This is a genomic window from Senimuribacter intestinalis, from assembly GCF_943192965.1.
Classification (GTDB): Bacteria; Bacillota; Clostridia; order Peptostreptococcales; family Anaerovoracaceae; genus Senimuribacter; species Senimuribacter intestinalis.
Window position 1 is genome coordinate 202,372 of sequence record NZ_CALPCF010000002.1, and the last position, 19,509, is coordinate 221,880.

Annotated in this window: 19 protein-coding genes; 14 read left to right on the forward strand and 5 right to left on the reverse strand. The window is 44.8% G+C overall.

Annotation, left to right across the window (positions count from 1 at the left end):
• The first annotated feature begins 51 nt into the window (after positions 1-51).
• Positions 52-1,149 (forward strand): M20 family metallopeptidase, encoded by a 1,098-nt coding sequence (locus NFR88_RS02980; RefSeq protein WP_251613433.1) that lies wholly within the window; start codon positions 52-54, stop codon positions 1,147-1,149.
• A gap of 61 nt (positions 1,150-1,210) precedes the next feature.
• Here the strand turns inward: NFR88_RS02980 and NFR88_RS02985 are convergent, their stop codons facing one another.
• Together NFR88_RS02985 and NFR88_RS02990 are read right to left on the reverse strand one after the other, a co-directional pair.
• Complete coding sequence (locus tag NFR88_RS02985) at positions 1,211-2,608, reverse strand: sodium-dependent transporter (RefSeq protein WP_160202041.1); 1,398 nt, start codon at positions 2,606-2,608, stop codon at positions 1,211-1,213.
• 245 nt (positions 2,609-2,853) lie between these two features.
• Positions 2,854-4,269 (reverse strand): sodium-dependent transporter, encoded by a 1,416-nt coding sequence (locus NFR88_RS02990; protein ID WP_251613438.1) that lies wholly within the window; start codon positions 4,267-4,269, stop codon positions 2,854-2,856.
• 322 nt (positions 4,270-4,591) lie between these two features.
• Here NFR88_RS02990 and NFR88_RS02995 point away from each other — a divergent pair, with 322 nt between their 5' ends.
• The 6 genes from NFR88_RS02995 to NFR88_RS15035 all read left to right on the forward strand — a co-directional run bounded on the left by NFR88_RS02995 (position 4,592) and on the right by NFR88_RS15035 (position 13,735).
• Positions 4,592-5,071 (forward strand): YbaK/EbsC family protein, encoded by a 480-nt coding sequence (locus tag NFR88_RS02995; protein ID WP_160202043.1) that lies wholly within the window; start codon positions 4,592-4,594, stop codon positions 5,069-5,071.
• A 5-nt stretch (positions 5,072-5,076) separates the two neighbouring features.
• Complete coding sequence (locus NFR88_RS03000) at positions 5,077-5,949, forward strand: YitT family protein (protein ID WP_160202044.1); 873 nt, start codon at positions 5,077-5,079, stop codon at positions 5,947-5,949.
• A gap of 327 nt (positions 5,950-6,276) precedes the next feature.
• On the forward strand, positions 6,277-8,253 hold the full coding sequence (gene uvrB / locus NFR88_RS03005; protein WP_251613441.1) for an excinuclease ABC subunit UvrB: 1,977 nt from the start codon (positions 6,277-6,279) through the stop codon (positions 8,251-8,253).
• A gap of 81 nt (positions 8,254-8,334) precedes the next feature.
• Positions 8,335-11,169: an excinuclease ABC subunit UvrA gene (gene uvrA, locus NFR88_RS03010; RefSeq protein ID WP_161908384.1), complete on the forward strand. Its 2,835-nt coding sequence runs from the start codon at positions 8,335-8,337 to the stop codon at positions 11,167-11,169.
• Positions 11,170-11,265: 96 nt separating this feature from the next.
• Entirely contained in the window at positions 11,266-12,702 is a 1,437-nt protein-coding gene (locus NFR88_RS03015; RefSeq protein WP_330588304.1) for a nicotinate phosphoribosyltransferase, read from the forward strand.
• Positions 12,703-12,814: 112 nt separating this feature from the next.
• Complete coding sequence (locus NFR88_RS15035) at positions 12,815-13,735, forward strand: response regulator transcription factor (RefSeq protein ID WP_275557582.1); 921 nt, start codon at positions 12,815-12,817, stop codon at positions 13,733-13,735.
• A gap of 35 nt (positions 13,736-13,770) precedes the next feature.
• On the opposite strand, the gene fba is transcribed toward NFR88_RS15035, so the two are convergent.
• On the reverse strand, positions 13,771-14,700 hold the full coding sequence (gene fba, locus NFR88_RS03025; RefSeq protein WP_251613445.1) for a class II fructose-1,6-bisphosphate aldolase: 930 nt from the start codon (positions 14,698-14,700) through the stop codon (positions 13,771-13,773).
• Positions 14,701-14,736: 36 nt separating this feature from the next.
• Positions 14,737-14,973, reverse strand: a complete 237-nt coding sequence (locus NFR88_RS03030; protein ID WP_160202048.1) for a hypothetical protein — start codon at positions 14,971-14,973, stop codon at positions 14,737-14,739.
• Positions 14,974-15,055: 82 nt separating this feature from the next.
• Here NFR88_RS03030 and NFR88_RS03035 point away from each other — a divergent pair, with 82 nt between their 5' ends.
• On the forward strand, positions 15,056-15,322 hold the full coding sequence (locus tag NFR88_RS03035; RefSeq protein ID WP_160202049.1) for a hypothetical protein: 267 nt from the start codon (positions 15,056-15,058) through the stop codon (positions 15,320-15,322).
• Between the two features lie 3 nt (positions 15,323-15,325).
• On the opposite strand, the gene NFR88_RS03040 is transcribed toward NFR88_RS03035, so the two are convergent.
• A complete protein-coding gene (locus tag NFR88_RS03040) occupies positions 15,326-15,757 on the reverse strand; it encodes a hypothetical protein (RefSeq protein WP_160202050.1) in 432 nt (143 codons plus the stop codon).
• Between the two features lie 103 nt (positions 15,758-15,860).
• Here NFR88_RS03040 and NFR88_RS03045 point away from each other — a divergent pair, with 103 nt between their 5' ends.
• From NFR88_RS03045 to NFR88_RS03070, 6 genes are read left to right on the forward strand one after another with little or no spacing between them, the layout of a single operon-like run.
• Entirely contained in the window at positions 15,861-16,847 is a 987-nt protein-coding gene (locus tag NFR88_RS03045) for an RluA family pseudouridine synthase (protein WP_161908385.1), read from the forward strand.
• Between the two features lie 17 nt (positions 16,848-16,864).
• Positions 16,865-17,395, forward strand: coding sequence for a signal peptidase I (lepB, locus tag NFR88_RS03050; RefSeq protein ID WP_243151058.1), 531 nt, complete (start codon positions 16,865-16,867; stop codon positions 17,393-17,395).
• 19 nt (positions 17,396-17,414) lie between these two features.
• Positions 17,415-17,990, forward strand: a complete 576-nt coding sequence (lepB, locus tag NFR88_RS03055) for a signal peptidase I (protein WP_161908386.1) — start codon at positions 17,415-17,417, stop codon at positions 17,988-17,990.
• Positions 17,991-18,485: a signal peptidase I gene (gene lepB, locus NFR88_RS03060; RefSeq protein WP_160202054.1), complete on the forward strand. Its 495-nt coding sequence runs from the start codon at positions 17,991-17,993 to the stop codon at positions 18,483-18,485.
• Positions 18,479-18,943 carry an SsrA-binding protein SmpB gene (smpB, locus tag NFR88_RS03065; protein WP_160202055.1) on the forward strand — a complete coding sequence of 155 codons (465 nt, stop codon included), beginning with the start codon at positions 18,479-18,481 and terminating at the stop codon, positions 18,941-18,943. The genes lepB (NFR88_RS03060) and smpB overlap by 7 nt, the downstream gene beginning before the upstream one ends.
• Before the next feature lies 1 nt (position 18,944).
• Positions 18,945-19,508 carry a TetR/AcrR family transcriptional regulator C-terminal domain-containing protein gene (locus tag NFR88_RS03070; RefSeq protein ID WP_160202056.1) on the forward strand — a complete coding sequence of 188 codons (564 nt, stop codon included), beginning with the start codon at positions 18,945-18,947 and terminating at the stop codon, positions 19,506-19,508.
• Position 19,509 lies beyond the last annotated feature (1 nt).

Genomic DNA, 19,509 nt, shown 5'->3' on the forward strand with positions numbered 1-19,509 from the left:
CCTTCCCAAAAGAGTATATAATAATTTTAGAAAAAAGAAAGGAGCAAGAGCATGTGGAATATAGAACAATTCCGCAAAGAACTTGCGGAAATCGTAAATTTGGACAGCAGCAGTGAAAATTTGCAGGACATTGCCGTGATAGGCAGAATGCTCGCGAACCGATTGAGAGATGAAGGCTATCTGGTGGAAACCTTCGATGAGGATACACGCATTGAGGCAAGGACACATTCGGAGAAGGATTTTGATGTGATGTTTGTCGGTCACATGGACACAGTATTTCCGAAAGGAACAGCAGCAGAAAGACCGTACAGGGAAGAAGGTAATCTGGCATACGGACCGGGCGCAGCAGATATGAAGGCTGGACTGGTTCTGGCAATGCATCTTGCGAAACAGCTGAGAGCGGTAAGACCAGAACTTAGAATTTGCCTTGCTTTTAACAGTGATGAGGAAATCGGTTCTGGACGCTCCAAATCCTGGCTGCAGAAACTGGCAAGGCATACCCGGTACGCCTTTGTCTTTGAGCCGGGAAGACAAAATAACGGATTTGTCAGAAGCAGGAAAGGCGGCGCAGATTTGGAAGTGTCCTTTCAGGGGATTGCTGCCCATGCCGGGGTTGCGCCGGAAAAAGGGGCCAATGCCCTTGTGGAAATGGCACGCTGGATTACAGAACTGACGGCGCTGCAGGATTTTTCTGCAGGCACTTCTATTACGGCTGGTGTGGCAGCTGGCGGAACAGCGTCTAATGTAGTAGCGGAAAGGGCGGAAGTTGTATTTGATATTCGTTTTAAGGATTCCCATGCGCTTGAAAAGATTCGGGAGAAGGTGTCTTATTTAAAACAGAATCCAGATGTAAACGGCGTGAAAGCGGAACCAGTCTTTAAAAATGTAATTATGCCGATGAATCCATCAAACGTGACAGAAGAGCTAATGCAGAAGATGAACCAGGCAGCGTCCGGTTTGGGGCAGAGTATTTGCTGGATAGATACCGGCGGCGTATCAGATGCTAATCACATCGCAAGTCTGGGCGTGCCCACCCTTTGTGGGTGCGGTCCTGTGGGTAACGATATGCACAGCAGCGGAGAGTATTTGGAACTGGACACCATCGAAAAAAGACTGGAACTGATGTATCGACTGATTGTACAACTATAAATATCCTAATTAAAAAAATGCCGCGTCGGTTTTCAACCATGCGGCATCTTTGTGGTCTATATTATGAGAAAATACCCATTTTAAAGAAGGTATCGATTTGTCCCAGAAGAACCAGAACCATCAGCAGCGGCGCTGCGAATTTGATGCAGAAATCGAAGAATTTCTGGGTTCTGAACTTGTTGCCGTTCAGGGTCACTTCTTTGTCTACCAGTTCTGTCGGCAGGATGATTGCCATGTAGCATGCGCCCAGCGGCATGAGAATACCCTCGGATACTAAGTCGAAGGAATCAAGCCAGGTGCTCTGACCAAAAATCTGCGGGAATCCATTGCCGCCAAGTCCATCCAGCGCTACGAAAACGCCTTCCAGACCTACGATAATACCCATAATAGTTACAACCAGTTTTCTGTCAATCGGTTTGCCTTTTTCTGCGCGCTTGTCCATGACGGTGGAGCTGACAGCTTCCAGCAGAGCGATGGAAGAGGTGATAGCTGCGATGAATACCAGACCGTAGAAGATGAATCCGAAGATTGGACCAATTCCTCCCATTGCAGAGAATACAGTCTGCAGTGTTACAAAGAGCAGACCAGGACCGCCTTTAGGATCAAGACCGGAAGCGAATACTGCTGGCATGATGGCAAGTCCTGCCATGATGGCGATGATCGTATCTGCAAGTGGAATAATCAGTGCGCTGCGTTCCAGACTGGCGTCCTTTGTCATATAAGAACCGTAAGTAACAGTGATGCCCATGCCCAGCGACAGGGAGAAGAACATCTGACCGCCTGCTGCGGCAAGAACATTGATAAAGCCTGCGCCCTGGAATACGTCCCAGTTTGGTTTAAACATAAATTCCAGACCTGCAGCTGCGCCCGGCATGGTAACGCTTCTTGCGATAACAATGAGCAGACATACGAATAGCGCCGGCATAGCCACTTTGGTAAACTTCTCAATACCGCTGGAAACGCCGCCGCGAACGATAAAGATAGTCAGCGCGACGAAGATAATGGTGTAAACAGAACTTTGCACCATATCGGTGGAAAATGTACCGAAAAATTCACCGCTATCTGTGGATCCAACGCCAAAGCCTGCACCAAAGAGATCTCCGATATTGGCAATCGCGTATTTCAGACAGTAGCCGCCCAGCATGCAGTAAAAGCCCAGAATCAGCAGCGGAGAAATCCATCCGAACCATCCGATAAACGCATATTTTTTACTTAATGCTTCGTAAGCGCCGACAACACCTTTGCCGGAGTTTCTTCCCAGAGAAAGCTCACCAAGGCAGATTACGTAGCCTACCAGTACGACTAAGATTAGATACAGGATGAGGAAAGCAAATCCTCCACTGATTCCCATCTTGTACGGGAATCCCCATAAGTTGCCAAGACCAACAGCGGAGCCGATTGCGGCCATTAGAAAGCCGAAATTGCTCGCCCATTGACCTTTACCTTGTTGTTGTGTCATGAGATAAAGTCCTCCTAATTGATAATTGCAAATATATAGTTTGTCCTACCATTATATCTGGCTGTAGTGAAGTTGTCAATCATAACATAAAGCCTTTTGGAAATTTGTTATATGACATAAAAAACTGAATAAAATTGGATTCCTTTTAATGTATGAAAATAGACGAAAGAAAGCAGAAACCGGGATTGAGAAGAATCCCGGTTTCTGCGTCGTTTATGCAAATCGTGCATATGTATGTGGTCTTATTAGAATAAATCTGTGAAGTCGAAGAATCCGTCTAGAGATACGATAATCAAAATACCGCAGATGATTGGATCCAGCCATTTTAGACAGAAATGTACGAAACCTTTTGTTTTGAAGTCGGAACCTTCTGAAACTTCCTCGTCGAGGAATCTCAGTCTGGTCCAGCCAAGCATGACTGCCATACCGGTAGCACCGATTGGCATCAGCAGACCTTCTGCAAACAAATCGAAGAAGTCCAGCCATACCTTATCAGCTTCAGGCCCAAGGAGTGCAGCCAGCGGATTCCACCAACCGGAAGAACCAAGACCATCACCGGTTACGATTAAGTTACCAGCAAGAGCAATTACTGCAGTCAGGGCAACGCATTTTGCTCTTCCGCCCATCTTGCCTTTTCTTTCCTGTGCGTCTACCATAGCCTGGATACCGCCTTCCATCATACCGATGGAGGAAGACAGTGCTGCGAAGAATACCAGCAGGAAGAAGATTACGCTGAAGATAGGACCGATTGCGCCCATGTTCTGGAATACAGTTACCATAGTGGAGAACAGAAGCCCAGGACCTGCACCCGGTTCCAGACCGTATGCGAATACTGCAGGGAAGATGCAGACGCCAGCCATAACCGCAACCAGAGTATCTGCAACAGCTACGATTGCTGCGTTCTTTTCTAGGTTTTCACTCTTGTTCAGTTTAGCACCATATGCAATCAGACAACCGGATGCCAGTGACAGTGAGAAGAAGCACTGATTTCCTGCAGCGCCCAGAACACCAATCCAGCCAGTGCCTTTAAATGCGCTCATATCAGGCTTGAAGATGAAAGCAAGACCTTCGCCTGCGCCTGGCAGAGTAACTGCTCTGATAATGATGATAACCATACATACAATCAGGGCAGGAATGGCTACCTTACAGAATTTCTCAATACCGGATGTACCCAGATAAACGATAAGTACAGTCAATGCCCAGAAAGCTACCATGTAGAGAATTGCCGGCATACCGCTGGAAATGAAACCGCCGAAGTATTCACCGGCATCAGCAGTACCAAGATCGCCGGCACCTACTAACCAGCCGATGGATGCAACCAGATATTTGGTAATGTATCCGCCGAATGTGCAGTAGAATGCAACCAGGAAATAAGGTACGATTGTTTCAATGATACCAAAAATCTTGAAACTCTTGTTTGTGTTTTCAAAGCCCTCAATTGCAGCTTTGCCTGTTTTACGACCGATGGCAAATTCACCCATCAGTAGCGGATAACCTACGACTACCAGGAAGAACAGATAACAGAGCAGGAATACAAATCCACCCATGTTACCCATCTTAAACGGGAAGGACCAAAGGTTACCCAGACCTACAGCCGATCCGATGGAAGCCATCAGGAATCCAAAGTTACTGTTAAAGCCTTTGTTGTTCTTGTTGTCCATTGAACTACCTCCTAATTAGGATAAAATAAATGCATAAAAATAACTTATACAGCTTCATTATATGTGAAAGATGGGTAAAAAGTCAACATGTATACACATCTGAACAAAGAAAAATCTGATAATTGAAAAAACACCACCAAAAAAGAAAGGTTTTTTGGTTCGGTGACACAAAAATGCACAATCTGGCATATATTACATGTAATATGACTTTAGGACAAGAAGGTTTGATATGGGAAAACAGAAATTTTCTAATTAGTAACTATTGAGATTTAGATAGATTTCACGTATACTAATTAGAAAGCTTTTTATAGGAGGTATACTTGTGGCAATAGAGAAAGTGAGAGAATATTTTGGGCAATATGGACTAGAAGATAGAATTCAGGAGTTTGACGTTTCTAGTGCAACTGTGGAATTGGCGGCTCATGCGGTAGGTGTTTCGGGCGCAAGAATTTGTAAAACGCTGTCTTTCAAAAGTGAAGACGGCTGTATTCTGATTCAGATGGCGGGAGATTCGAAGGTAGATAACCGGAAGTTTAAGGACTATTTTGGATTTAAGGCAAAAATGCTGTCTGCTGAAGAAGTGGAATTCTATACAGGACATGCCGTTGGCGGCGTTTGTGCTTTTGCTGTCGAAAATCCCAAAGTGCGGATTTTTTGTGATGTGTCTATGAAACGATTTGAGACGGTGTTTCCTGCCTGCGGCAGTGCAAACAGTGCCATCGAACTGACTTGCGATGAGATTTTCGGGTTTTCCAAGTCAGAAGCGTGGATTGATGTAAGTAAACTGCCAGAGGAGGAGTAAACTGCATGGAACTGACAAAAAAACAGAGAACAAAAAAAGAATTACGAAGAATTCTTTTCTGTACGGCAGGGGCACTCCTTTACGCTTTTAATCTGAGAAGCTTTGTTCGAACCGGGGGATTGTTTCCTGGAGGCTTTGCGGGAATTACGATTCTGCTTCAGCAGATTGCGGATACATTTCTGGGACTGTCCATTCCGTATACGGTACTGTATATTCCGCTGAATTTGGTTCCTATTTATATAGGTATTAAGTATCTGGGAAAACGATTTACATTTTATTCCGTTTATGTGATTGTATTGAGCAGTTTCATGACGGATATTCTGTCAGCTGTGACAATTACTTATGATGTACTTCTGATCTGCATTTTCGGAGGCATTCTAAACGGTGTAGCAATCAGTCTGGCGCTTTACGTGGGGGCCAGTGCAGGTGGTACCGATTTCATATCCATTTACTTCTCTCAGAAGAAAGGCATTGACGCGTGGAACTATATCTTTATGGGCAATGTGTGTATTCTTGTTGCGGCAGGCATTCTTTTCGGTTTTGATAAAGCATTGTACTCAATTATTTTTCAGTTTTGCTCTACGCAGGTTATACAGATGCTGTACAAAAGATATCAGAAGCATACGCTGCTGATTATCACGGAGCAGCCCAATGTAATTTACGGTAGGATCAAGGCGATTACCAACCATGACGCAACCCATTTTAAGGGAATTGGGTGTTATCAGGGAACAGAACGGAATATGCTGTATTCTGTGGTTTCCAGTGAAGAGGTAAACAAAGTTCTTGCAGCGATTATGGATGCTGATCCGGGCGCGTTTGTTAACGTGATTAAGACGGAACAAATTGGCGGCTGGTTCTATAACAGACCTAACGACTAACATATATTTAAATACAAAAAAGGGATGCATGACTGCACCATTTTCCTTAAACGGTATCCGCACCATTTATGAACCAATAAGGTCTTATGGTGCGGATTTTTACGTTCCACTTTGAGATGGCTTCCTTTAGAGCAAATTGAAAGAAAAACGAACATTTGTTTGCAAAGGCGATGAGTTTATGGTATAATAAACTCATTCTTGCAAAGAATTTTTTATTAGATTAAGATTAAGAAGGAACTCTTTTGGGTAAACAGATTGAATTGCTGTTTTTTACAGTAGTTCCAAAGATATTCAAGACAAAGACTGATTCATAGGGGAGGAACTTTCATGAGTCAATTCAAATTAGTATCAGAATATAATGCTATGGGTGACCAGCCACAGGCAATAGATAAGCTGGTCAGCGGGATTCTGGACGGAAAGAAGCACCAGACACTCATGGGCGTCACCGGTTCCGGAAAGACCTTTACCATGGCGAACATCATAGAAAAGGTACAGAAGCCGACCCTTGTTATTTCTCATAACAAGACGCTGGCAGCTCAGCTTCACGGTGAGTTTAAGGAGTTTTTTCCAGAGAACGCGGTAGAGTATTTTGTGTCCTACTACGATTACTATCAGCCGGAGGCGTATGTGCCGTCTACCGATACCTATATTGAGAAGGATTCCGATATCAACGACGAAATAGAAAAGCTGCGCCACTCGGCAACAGCAGCTTTGGCCGAGCGGCGCGATGTCATCATCGTAGCGTCTGTCTCCTGCATTTATGGACTGGGAAGCCCTTTTGATTATGAAAATCAGATGATTTCATTGCGGCCGGGGATGGAGAAGCCCCGCAATGAAATTTTGCGCAAACTGATAGACATCCAGTATGTCCGAAACGATTTGGAATTTGAGAGAGGCACCTTCCGCGTGCGGGGAGATATCATCGATATCTTTCCGGCAGGGTCCGATAAGGCAGTTCGCATAGAACTCTTCGGTGACGAGGTGGAGAGTATTAAAGAGATGAATCCGCTGACAGGAGAAATTCTGGGACTTAGGAACCACATCGCAATTTACCCGGCATCCCACTATGTTACCTCCAAGGAGAATATGGAGCGGGCGCTGGTTACCATAGAGGATGAGCTGGATCAGAGAGTGCGCTGGTTTAAGGATCGGGGCAAACTGCTGGAAGCGCAGAGAATTGAGCAGAGAACCAGATACGATATGGAAATGCTCAGAGAAATCGGCACCTGCAAGGGAATCGAAAACTATTCCCGTCATATCAATGGCCTTGCGCCGGGCACCAGACCGTATACTTTGATAGACTATTTTCCCGATGATTTTCTGCTGATGATAGACGAGTCTCATGTCATGCTGCCGCAGCTTCGTGCCATGTATGCAGGGGATCGATCGCGGAAATCATCGTTAGTAGAGTACGGATTCAGACTGCCGTCAGCGCTGGATAACAGACCGCTGCAGTTTGAAGAATGGCAGGGACTTGTCAATCAGGCAGTGTATGTCAGCGCCACGCCAGCATCGTATGAGAGAGAAAAGGCTGGCGGCATTACAGCAGAGCAGATTATCAGACCGACAGGTCTTTTGGACCCGCCGATTGAAGTGCGAAAGACCGAAGGACAGATTGACGACCTGATTGGCGAACTGAAACAGACCGCTGCCAAAGGAGAACGTGCCTTTGTCACCACTTTGACCAAGAAGATGGCAGAGAGCCTGACAACCTATTTGACCAATGCTGGAATCAGAGTCAGATACCTTCATTCGGAGGTGGATACTTTGGAACGCCTTGAGATTATCAGGGATTTACGCCTCGGAGAGTTTGACGTGCTGGTTGGCATCAATCTGCTGAGAGAGGGACTGGATATTCCGGAGGTATCGCTGGTGGCAATTTTGGATGCCGACAAGGAAGGTTTCCTCAGAACGGAGACTTCACTGATTCAGACCATCGGCCGTGCCGCTCGTAACGTAGATGGCAAGGTTGTTATGTATGCAGATTATATCAGCAAAGCTATGAAGGCGGCAATCGACGAGACGCAGCGAAGAAGAGGCATTCAGGCGAGATATAACGAGGAACACGGAATTACGCCGAAGAGTGTACAGAAATCAGTCCGCGCGGTCATTGAGGCAACCAAACCAGCAGAGGATGAGGGCAGATATAAGGGCAAGAAGCCGATAGAAATGACCCAGAAGGAACTGAAGGATTACGTAAAGGAATTAGAAAAAGAAATGAAGGATGCTGCGCAGAACTTGCAGTTTGAACGTGCGGCGCAGCTGCGTGACCAGATATTTGAATATAAGAGCCGGCTGTCATAAGGTTGGCGTGATTTGCGGCGCAACCGTCGGTATAGACTAGACGTAACATAGAGATAATTTTACAGAAACGGAGTTAGATATATGGCAAATGAAATTATTGTAAAAGGTGCCAACGAGAATAATCTGAAACACATCGATGTAAAAATCCCGAGAGATAAGATGGTGGTTTTGACCGGTCTTTCCGGTTCAGGAAAATCTTCGCTGGCATTTGATACGATTTATGCAGAGGGACAGAGACGATATGTGGAGAGTCTTTCTTCCTATGCGAGACAGTTTCTGGGACAGATGGATAAACCGGATGTAGAGCTGATTGAAGGGCTTTCACCTGCGATTTCCATCGACCAGAAGACCACCAGCAAGAATCCCCGCTCCACAGTGGGAACGGTGACAGAAATCCACGATTACCTGAGACTGCTTTATGCGAGAATCGGACAGCCGCACTGCCCGGTCTGCGGACAGCCTATCACCAGTCAGTCTGTGGATCAGATGGTGGATACGATTATGGAATTCCCGGAAGGCACCAAACTGATGATTATGGCGCCGGTTGTCAGGCAGCGTAAGGGCGAGCACGAGAAGATTCTGGAGCGAATTCGCAAAGAGGGATTTACCAGAGTCAGAATCGATGGGGAAATCAGGCTAATTAATGAAGAAGAAATCAAGCTGGACAAAAAGTTCAAGCATACCATAGAAATTGTCGTCGACCGTATCATCATCAAAGACGGACAGGAAAGCCGTATTTCGGAAGCAGTTGAATTGGCAATGCATCAGGGTGACGGTCTGGTTGTGGTGCAGTTTGTGGACAAGGATTATTCTGTAGAGAAGACCTTCTCTACCAAGCTGGCGTGTCCGGAACACGGTGTCAGCATTGAGGAACTGGAACCGAGAATGTTCTCTTTTAACAGTCCCTTCGGGGCGTGTCCGTCCTGCAACGGGCTGGGATTTACCCAGAAAATTGATCCGGAGTTGATTATCCAGACGGACAAGAGCATTATCAAAGGAGCCCTCGGCAATATTTTTGCGTCCATGGAATTTTCTGGGTTTTACAGACAGATGATTGATGCTTTGGCAAGAGACCACGGTGTGGATTTGAATACCCCTTATGAGGAACTACCTGAGAAGTTCAAGAAAGAACTGCTCTATGGCACAGGTACGCGCCACCTGAAATACACTTATGTCAGCAGAAGCAGCGGAAGCAAATCCGAAAGAGATCATCCTTTTGAAGGGGTAATCAACAACTTAGAGCGGCGTTATCGTGAAACTAATTCTGATTTCATGAAAGAGCGTATGGCAAAATATATGACAGTGCGGGATTGTCCCGACTGTAAAGGAAAGAGGCTGAAACCGGAGGTTCTTGCAGTTACTGTAGGAGGAAAGAATCTGGCAGAGCTTTCCGACCTTTCTATTCGTGAAGCTTACGAATTTATTGATCAGCTGCAGCTGACCGAAAAGGAAGCAATCATCGGCAGACAGATTATCAAGGAAATCAAAGAAAGACTGAATTTCCTGATTAACGTAGGACTGGATTACTTGACCCTTTCACGGGCAGCGGGGACCCTTTCCGGCGGTGAATCCCAACGAATCCGTCTTGCGACGCAGATTGGTTCCAGCCTTATGGGTGTGCTTTATATTCTGGATGAGCCTAGTATCGGGCTGCATCAAAAAGATAATGAAAAGCTGCTGGCAACATTGCGGGAGCTGACTGATTTAGGAAATACCCTGCTGGTCGTGGAACACGATGAGGATACTATGTACGCCGCGGATCACATCATCGATATCGGACCTGCGGCAGGCGTTTACGGCGGTGAACTGGTGGCGCAGGGAACAGTCGAGGATATCATGGCGTGTCCTGACTCCATTACGGGGCAGTATCTATCCGGCAAAAAATCCATCGCTGTACCGAAGTCAAGAAGGGAAGGAAACGGTAAGTGTATCACCATCAAAGGTGCTGAAGAAAACAACTTAAAGAAAGTAAACGTGGACATACCCCTTGGGAAATTCGTCTGCGTCACTGGGGTTTCCGGTTCAGGCAAGAGCAGCCTTGTCAACCAGATTCTGTATAAAGGCGCGGCAAAGCTGATTAACAGAACAAAGGACGAAGCTGGCAAGTTTAAGAATATGACCGGACTTGAACACATCGACAAGGTCATCAACATTGACCAGTCTCCAATCGGAAGAACTCCTCGTTCCAATCCGGCGACATATACCGGCATGTTCACCCACATCAGAGACCTCTTTGCAAGCCTTCCGGAATCCAAAATCCGCGGTTTTGAAAAAGGCAGATTCAGCTTCAATGTAAAAGGCGGCAGATGTGAGGCGTGCAGCGGTGACGGTATTATCAAGATAGAAATGCACTTCCTGCCTGATGTTTATGTACCTTGCGAAGTGTGCAAAGGGAAGAGATATAACAGAGAAACATTGGAAGTGAAATATAAAGGCAAGAGCATTTTTGACGTGCTGGATATGAGCGTATCCGAGGCTTTGGACTTTTTCAAAAACCTTCCTACTATCAAACGACAGCTGGATACTCTCAACGAGGTGGGACTCGATTATGTCAAACTGGGACAGCCATCAACCCAGCTTTCCGGCGGTGAAGCGCAGAGAATCAAGCTGGCGTCGGAACTTTCCAAGAGGAGTACGGGAAAAACACTGTATATTTTAGACGAGCCAACTACAGGGCTTCATTTTGCTGATGTAGATAAACTGATTGCAGTGCTTGATAAGCTGGTGGACGCAGGCAATACTGTGGTTGTCATTGAGCATAATTTGGATGTCATCAAGAGGGCGGACCATGTAATCGACTTAGGACCGGATGGTGGAAACCGTGGAGGCACCATAGTTGCTACAGGAACTCCGGAGGAGATTGCAGCGTGCAAAAAATCTTATACTGGAGAGTTCTTGAAGAAAATTCTGAAATAGTGTATAATACTAAATTGTACCTTTCGATACGTGCCTGTGGCGGGCAGAGAAAGGCATAGATATGATTTGGATTGTATACTAAAGGAGATTATCCCAATGATGAAAAATGAAAACCTGACGATGCTGACGGATTTCTATGAAATCACTATGGCAAATGGATATTTTCAGTCAGGTAATGTAGAAGAAGATATCGCTTATTTTGATATGTTCTTTAGAAAAGTGCCCGATGGCGGCGGCTATGCAGTGATGGCGGGAGTGGAACAACTCATTGACTATTTGAGAGATTTGCATTTTACAGAAGAAGACATTGTCTATTTAAGAGAGAAAGGAATTTTTTGTGAAGATTTTCTGGATTATCTGAAAGACTTTAAATTTTCCTGTGATGTCTGGGCGGTACCGGAGGGAACACCAATTTTTCCCCATGAACCGATTTTGACGGTGAGAGGGCCTGTAATTCAGGCGCAGTTCATTGAAACAATGGTGCTTTTAATCATTAATCACCAGAGTTTGATTGCAACCAAGGCAAATCGTATCGTCAGAGCGGCACAGGGAAGACCTGTCATGGAGTTTGGGACGAGAAGAGCCCATGGCACTGCAGCAGCGGTCTACGGCGCTCGTGCGGCATATATCGGAGGCTGTGCAGGAACAGCATGTGCCATCGCAGACAGAGATTTTGGCATTACAGCCCTTGGGACTATGGCTCACAGCTGGGTCCAGATGTTCCCGTCCGAATACGAGGCATTTAAAAAGTATGCCGAAATTTATCCAGAAAATTGTACCTTGTTGGTGGATACCTATAATGTGCTGAAGTCCGGCGTGCCTAATGCAATCAAGGTGTTCAAGGAAGCACAGCCAAAGAAGATGGGCATTCGTATCGACAGCGGCGATGTGGCTTACCTGACAAAGAAGGCCAGGAAAATGCTGGACGAAGCCGGTCTTACGGATTGTACTATTACGGTATCTAATTCGCTGGACGAGTACATCATTAGGGATGTCATTATGGAGGGCGCACAGATTGATTCCTTTGGCGTGGGTGAACGACTGATTACAGCCAAGTCAGAACCGGTCTTTGGCGGTGTATATAAACTGGCGGCTTTGGAACAGGAAGGAAAAATCATTCCTAAGATTAAAATTTCTGAGAATGTGGAGAAGATTACGAATCCTGGCTTTAAGTCTCTGTTCCGACTCTTCGACAAGGAGACAGGAAAAGCTTTGGCAGACGTTTTAACTGTAGATGGTGAAGAAATTCCTGAAGTAGACGGATATGAAATCTTTGATCCAAATGCAGTATGGAAAAAGAAAAAACTTTATAATTTCTACGTAAAAAATCTTAGAGTACAGCTCTTTGACAAGGGGGAATGTGTATATGAAAACCCATCTATCGAAGAGATTAGAACGTATTGCTCACAGCAAATAGAGACGCTTTGGAGTGAGACACTGCGTTTTGAAAATCCACAAACATATTATGTGGATTTATCCCAGAATCTGTGGAATATGAAGAACCAGCTTCTGGAAGAACATACTGTGCGGTAGACTGTAGAATCGGACAATAAATTTTTTAAAGACCAGCATATTTTTGCTGGTCTTTTGGTATATTCCATAGTAAAATAAATAAAAGTAAGCTTTTGGATAGAGAGGATCTTGTATGCGACATGTTATTGTCTTTCTTTATATATTTGCAATTCTGATAGGCGCCTGCGGGCTGACCATACAGTGGCTGGCAGGAAAAGGAGATAAAGAAAAGCAGTTTGCTTCCATGAAACCCTTTGTAATCATGCTCCTGTTCATGAATGTTTATGACTTTGTGATTTACTACTGTGATAACATTATACACATAGAAACTTCCTTGCTGATTAGTATCGGCGATTGTTTCATTGCAGTTCTGGTATATCTGTGGCTCCGGGTCAGCAACAGTATTACCGGCGTAGAGGAAGAGAGCCGGTTTACGGGTTTTGCGTCGGTCTACGTGTTTTTTTATGGAATTATCTGGATGGCGGCGATCATTCTGTTTAGAGAAATTTACTGGATTAGACTGATTATTGATGTGCCTCTCATTGGTCTTCTGATTGTGGGCAGTATCAGCAGCATTTTAAACAGTGTTCGCAGCAAAGCGCCTAAACGATTTATCGCCTATAAGATCGTTATTACGTTTTTTATGACGGTAAACTATATCAGCTATTTCATCAGTGAAAGCGGCTGGATTGACGGTGATAAAGAGGTGGTTATGAATATAACCATCTACTATTGGCTGGTAATCAACGCAGCAAATATGGTACTGCAGTACAAGAGGGATTTCAGAAGTTCTTATACGTCTGAGGCGCCGGTAGTAATGGAACTTTCTGAGGCGCTTGCCAATGTGCAGAACAAATATGAATTGACTAAAAGAGAGATTGAAATTCTCGAAGAAATTTACAGCGGCAAGACCAACACACAGATTGCCGAAGCTCTGTTTATTTCAGAAAGCACCGTAAAGGCGCATGTCTACAACTTATTTAGAAAGCTTGGTGTTAAGAGCAGAGTAGAAGCGGTGTGCATAGTAAGAGAAGAAAAAGAACCGAAAGCATAAAAGAGGCTGTCTCAGACAGCCTCTTTTTCTACATTTTACATTTTTCCTGATGCGTTAAGCATATCTCTGATTTTGTGCTGTACCATTCTAGTGATAGCGTCTCTTCCTGGTCCCAGATATTTTCTTGGATCGAATTCTCCTGGATTTTCTGCGAGAACTCTTCTGATTTCAGCGGTCATGGCAAGACGCAGGTCGGTGTCTACATTGACTTTGCAGATACCGTACTTAACGGCTTCGTGGATCATATCCTCAGGAACGCCCTGAGCACCCGGAATTTCTCCTCCATACTGATTGCATCTATCGACAAATTCTTTCAGGACAGAGGAGGCACCGTGAAGCACCAGTGGAGTATTTGGAATCAGTGAATGAATTTTCTTCAATCTTTCGTAATCCAGATAAGGTTCTCCCTTGAATTTGTATGCGCCGTGACTGGTGCCGATGGCGATGGCGAGAGAGTCTACGCCGGTCTTTTCTACGAATTCTGCAGCTTCATCCGGGTCTGTAAAGGTTGCAGAACGAGCGTCAACCTTGATATTGTCCTCCACTCCTGCCAGTTTGCCTAGCTCAGCTTCTACCACAACACCGTGTGCATGAGCATATTCTACCACCTGTTTGGTCAGAGCGATGTTTTCTTCCAAAGGATATTTGGAGCCGTCAATCATAACAGAAGTAAATCCGTCGTCGACGCACTTCTTGCAGATTTCAAAATCTTCACCGTGGTCCAGATGCAGTGTAACATCTACACCGGTATCATCGATGGCAGCCTCCACCAGTTTGGTTAAGTAAGATGGTTTTGCATATTTTCTGGCACCTGCAGAGACCTGCAGAATCAGCGGTGCCTGTTCTATCTGGGCCGCAGCGACAATACCCTGAATGATTTCCATATTGTTTACATTGAAAGCACCAATTGCATAGTCACTGTTAATTGCTTTTGCGAACATTTCTTTTGTTGTTACTAAAGCCATGTCATACCTCCTTAAAATGTATATGTCTATTATACACTAAAGCGGTAATTTTTCAACGATTTCCATCATTTTTTTCATATCAGGAAGGCTGCCTTGCCCGCTGACCTGGGCAAAACCGCGGAGTTTTTCGATGGTATGTATCATGGAATGAGCATTGTCCAGCATGGATTCCAGCTCCAGGGTATTCATAACCGGTGGTCTGAAACCGGTTCCAGTATTTTTGGATTTTAAAAGAAACAGCACAGCCAGAATGGGAATAGGGTTGTTTGCCATATGTCACCTCCGTAATTTCTATATCATATTATGAAATACCGGCGCATTTGGTGCATATAGTGTAGTAGAAAGGAGTGTATTCATGCAATTAGACGATAAGACCATTTTAGATTTGGCAGGACAGCTGGGAATTTCCGCTGATAAGAAAACCACTGTAGCTAAGGCTAAATCCTACGAACAGAAAAGCGACGCTGAACTTGTATCAGAAATTATGAAAATCAAGAATCAGCTCGAAGCAGCTAATATTCCTTATGAGAAACAGATGGCAGCGGTACAGAGCTTAATGCCCATGATGAATGGACAGCAAAAAGCTCGATTGACAAGAATCATCGAGCTTTTGAAAAAGTAAAGTTTACTGTGTAACCATTCTGGCAATGTCTGTCTGGGTACTGCCGGCAGGGAATGTAAAGGTTGTTGCCTTGATGTTCTCAGGTTTGTACCCTGCAGCATTGCAGACTGACGAATACTCGTCATAAGATGCGAAGAGTTCTGCATCGATAAGACTTTGCACTGCTTCGGTAGCTGTGCCGCCCCGGACCGTGACAGTAATGTCCTTTGTCAGTACGCCGGCTGTCCAGATTTCGTTGGCCTGCTGGGAATTCTCGGGACTGTCGACAGCCTCTGGTTCTGTAGTATCAAGGGTGCCGGTTTCTTCAGCGAGGGTCCTCGGATAATCCATGATGATCTCCATGCGCCACACGATGAGGAGTGCAGCTATAATTAAAATCGCAAGTGCAATAAGAATATCGTTTTTGTCGTAGAAAAAATCTTTTAGTTTTTTCATCAAGATTCTCCTTTCGTCTTTTTCTATATATAATTTAACATACTTTTCGCAAAAGAACAAATACATTTTGCTTTAGAGCGGGGAATGTTGTATAATAAAGGGTATGATTAGGATTGAAATAGGCAAAAACGAGCAGGAACAGCGTTTGGACAAGTTCCTTAGAAAATATTTGGAAAATGCGCCGCTGAGTTTTATCTACAAGGCTATTCGAAAGGATGTCAAGGTCAACGGAAAGCGAGGAAAAGAAGATACCGTGCTGCATTTTGGCGATGAGATATTGCTGTACATCAGCGATGCGGATATGGAGAAGTTCCAAAAGCGCAGAAGGGTGAACCGGACGCGAAGGCAGTTCGGTATTGCCTATGAGGATGATAATCTTTTAGCGGCAGTAAAACCCCTTGGGCTTCTAACCCATGGAGACAGCAGCGAGAAAAAGAATCATCTGGCAAACCAGGTGGTGGATTATCTCATCGACAAAGAAGAGTTCAATCCCAGGCTGGAGAAGACTTTTACGCCGGCTCCAGTCAACAGACTGGACAGAAATACAACTGGTCTGGTGCTCTTTGGAAAAAACGCCATGTCGCTGCAGACACTGAATCAGATGGTTCGTGAAAAAGATAAAATCCGCAAGATGTATCTGACTGTTGTCGGAGGAAGAATGGAAAAGCCTCTTCACCTGATGGACAGGATGGTTAAGAATGAAGAGAAAAACCGCATTGCTGTAGTACCGATAACAGAGAGCGGCAAAGAAATGGAAACCATCGCTGTGCCGCTGCAGTATGGAACCTTTTGCGGCAGAGAGTGCACTTTGGCGGAGGTCGAAATCATTACAGGCAGAACGCACCAAATCAGAGCCCATCTGGCAGCAGCCGGCTATCCTGTGCTGGGCGATTCCAAGTACGGAGACAAAATGATAAATGCAGCAGCAGGCAGAAAATTTGGACTGTCTTGTCAGCTGCTTCATGCGTACAGGCTGAAATTTGAAAACTGTCCGGATAGCCTTTCTTATCTGAGTGGCAAAGAATTCACGGCGGAACTTCCGGAAAGCTTTATGAGAATAAAAAAGCATATTTTTGAACAAGATGAATAGAGGGGAATCACAAAAACATGAAAGAGTGGATCAAGGATATTTTATTCGCAGTAGTTATTGCTGTAATTGTAATACAATTTGTTAAACCGACCATTGTCAAGCAAAGCTCCATGGAACCGAATTTTTATGAGGATGACTATCTCTTTGTGAGCAAGCAGTCCTACACTCTGTTTGGTGAGCCGCAGCGCGGGGATGTGGTTGTGGTGCATTCTTCACTGGTACAGGAAAACGGTGAGGAGAAAATGCTCATCAAGCGTATTATCGGGCTGCCGGGAGAGACCATCGATATCATTGATGGAGAGGTGTATATCAACGACAAGAAATTGGAAGAGGACTATCTAAAAGAAGATTTTACTTCGGGCGAGGTGAAACGTCTGGTGATTCCTGAGGGCAAGATTTTCTGCATGGGTGATAATCGAAGAGTCAGCATTGACAGCAGGGACGAAGATGTAGGATGTATTGAGATAGACGACGTCATTGGAAAGGTGGTACTGCGTGTCTATCCGTTCAGCGAATTTGGGATTATTCAAAATCCGTACGATAAATAATATGCAGGAGAGGGAAATCATGGGAAAAAGCAGAAGAGAAAGAAAGAGACAGCGAGAACGTGAAAACCGAATAGACTGGCTGAAATCGGTGCTGTCAGCAAGTGCGGCGGCGCTGATTGTAGTGCAGTTTGTGATCCCTACAGCGGTTTATGGCAGATCTATGGAGCCGGGATTTGAGCATAGAGATTATCTGCTGATTCATAAACAGGCCTATGTAGGGGAGGCGGAGCCTGAAAGAGGTGATGTTATCGTGTTTCAGTCAAAGCTTAGAGATAATAACAGAGGAACTTTGAAAAAACTCATTAAGAGAGTCATCGGCGTGCCAGGTGATATTGTAGAGATTCGAGAAGGAAAAGTGTACATAAATGGAGAGGAACTGAAAGAGCGCTATATTAAAGATGGTGTTACTAACGGAGATGTGGGACCTGTTGTCGTACCGGAAGGCAATTATTTCTGCATGGGGGATAACAGACTGCACAGCACTGACAGCCGTTTTTTGGAAGTCGGATTTGTTGAGAAAGACAAAATCGTAGGAAAGGTGGTATTCAGACTTTATCCATTTAGTAAATTTGGAATGATTGGGAGTACACAGTAAATGAAAAAATCAGTCGTCTTTCTGCTCGCCGTTATATTAGGTACAGGTGCAGGGCTTTTAGTATCTCTAGCTTTTCAGATTACGGAGGTTACGGACCACAGCATGCTTCCAGCCTATGAGAACGGAGATCAGGTGCTGGTTAGCAGGCTTGCGTTTGCGGGGAAAAAAGGACCGCAGCAGGGCGATGTGATTCTGATGAAGAACAAAATTTATGCGGTGTCCGGCGAAAACACTGTCATGTTGAAACGCGTTATTGGTGTAGAGGGTGATCGGATTCTGATTACGGAGGGGCAGGTCTATGTAAATAATCAGAAGCTGGACGAAGAATATGTGTTTACGCAGGGTATCAGCGGCGATATGGAAGAGATACAGATTCCCGCAGGGAAGATTTTTGTGATGGGAGATAATAGAGCAGCCAGTACAGACAGCAGACATGAATCTGTGGGGCTGGTTGATGAAGAGGATTTACTGGGAAAGGTAATTTTAAAATGGTAAAAAGACAGAAGAAGATGGTGGCAAACAACAAAAAAGCGCGCCATGATTATTTTATAGAAGAGGTTTACGAAGCGGGTATCGTGCTGACCGGCACAGAGATTAAGTCCATTCGTGCAGGAAAGGTCAGTATCAAGGAAAGCTATGCAAAAATTGAAAAGGGTGAGATGATTGTCTACGGTATGAACATCAGCCCCTATGAGCAGGGTAATCGTTTTAATACAGAACCTTTGCGCCCGAAAAAACTTCTCTTACATAAGCAGGAAATCAGAAAGCTGATTGGATATACAACGCTGAAAGGTCTGACTTTGGTTCCGCTGAATTTATATATCAATGAAGACGGACGGGCGAAGATGGAGCTGGCGGTAGCGCGCGGTAAGAAAAATTATGATAAGCGTGACGACATGGCAAAGAAAGACGCGGCTCGTAAAATCGACCATGCCATGAAGCAGAGGTGGTAGTATGCCAAGTTTCACCAAGCAAGCGATTAAAATGTCTTTTATGAAGCTGCTCAGCGAGCAGCCGCTAAATAAAATCAGCGTTCGCAGTATCGTAGAGGAGTGCGGTATCAATCGAAATTCTTTTTATTATCACTTCCAGGATATTCCTGCTCTGATGGAAGAAATCATTGTGGAACTGGCTGATGGGCTGGTAAAAAAATATCCAAAGATTGAGTCCCTGGAGGACTGTATCAGCGAGGCTTTTGACTTTGCCCTGCATAACAAAAAAGCGGTCTTACATATTTTCAATTCTATGAATCGAGACCTCTTTGAGCGGTATTTGATGAAATCCTGCGAGTATATTGTCAGAACTTATTTGGATACGGTTTTTGGAGAGAGCCTTGTCAGTGCTGAAGACCGGGAAATTGCCATTCGTTTTTTCCGTTTTGAACTGTTTGGAGCTGGTCTTGATTGGCTTTCCCGCAGTATGCCGGAGGATTCTATTGAAGAAATTCATCATTTGATTCACCTATGTCATGGATTGTCCGATGAGATGATCAGGAGATGTAATCAAGCAGAAATTTAGT

What these genes read in the sequence shown, in the direction of transcription:
- NFR88_RS02980 (WP_251613433.1), top strand. Translation starts at nt 52, where the DNA reads ATGTGGAATATAGAACAATTCCGCAAAGAACTTGCGGAAATCGTAAAT.
- NFR88_RS02985 (WP_160202041.1), bottom strand. Translation starts at nt 2,608, where the DNA reads ATGACACAACAACAAGGTAAAGGTCAATGGGCGAGCAATTTCGGCTTT.
- NFR88_RS02990 (WP_251613438.1), bottom strand. Translation starts at nt 4,269, where the DNA reads ATGGACAACAAGAACAACAAAGGCTTTAACAGTAACTTTGGATTCCTG.
- NFR88_RS03000 (WP_160202044.1), top strand. Translation starts at nt 5,077, where the DNA reads ATGGAACTGACAAAAAAACAGAGAACAAAAAAAGAATTACGAAGAATT.
- uvrB (WP_251613441.1), top strand. Translation starts at nt 6,277, where the DNA reads ATGAGTCAATTCAAATTAGTATCAGAATATAATGCTATGGGTGACCAG.
- uvrA (WP_161908384.1), top strand. Translation starts at nt 8,335, where the DNA reads ATGGCAAATGAAATTATTGTAAAAGGTGCCAACGAGAATAATCTGAAA.
- NFR88_RS03015 (WP_330588304.1), top strand. Translation starts at nt 11,266, where the DNA reads ATGATGAAAAATGAAAACCTGACGATGCTGACGGATTTCTATGAAATC.
- NFR88_RS15035 (WP_275557582.1), top strand. Translation starts at nt 12,815, where the DNA reads ATGCGACATGTTATTGTCTTTCTTTATATATTTGCAATTCTGATAGGC.
- fba (WP_251613445.1), bottom strand. Translation starts at nt 14,700, where the DNA reads ATGGCTTTAGTAACAACAAAAGAAATGTTCGCAAAAGCAATTAACAGT.
- NFR88_RS03030 (WP_160202048.1), bottom strand. Translation starts at nt 14,973, where the DNA reads ATGGCAAACAACCCTATTCCCATTCTGGCTGTGCTGTTTCTTTTAAAA.
- NFR88_RS03035 (WP_160202049.1), top strand. Translation starts at nt 15,056, where the DNA reads ATGCAATTAGACGATAAGACCATTTTAGATTTGGCAGGACAGCTGGGA.
- NFR88_RS03040 (WP_160202050.1), bottom strand. Translation starts at nt 15,757, where the DNA reads ATGAAAAAACTAAAAGATTTTTTCTACGACAAAAACGATATTCTTATT.
- NFR88_RS03045 (WP_161908385.1), top strand. Translation starts at nt 15,861, where the DNA reads ATGATTAGGATTGAAATAGGCAAAAACGAGCAGGAACAGCGTTTGGAC.
- lepB (WP_243151058.1), top strand. Translation starts at nt 16,865, where the DNA reads ATGAAAGAGTGGATCAAGGATATTTTATTCGCAGTAGTTATTGCTGTA.
- lepB (WP_161908386.1), top strand. Translation starts at nt 17,415, where the DNA reads ATGGGAAAAAGCAGAAGAGAAAGAAAGAGACAGCGAGAACGTGAAAAC.
- lepB (WP_160202054.1), top strand. Translation starts at nt 17,991, where the DNA reads ATGAAAAAATCAGTCGTCTTTCTGCTCGCCGTTATATTAGGTACAGGT.
- smpB (WP_160202055.1), top strand. Translation starts at nt 18,479, where the DNA reads ATGGTAAAAAGACAGAAGAAGATGGTGGCAAACAACAAAAAAGCGCGC.
- NFR88_RS03070 (WP_160202056.1), top strand. Translation starts at nt 18,945, where the DNA reads ATGCCAAGTTTCACCAAGCAAGCGATTAAAATGTCTTTTATGAAGCTG.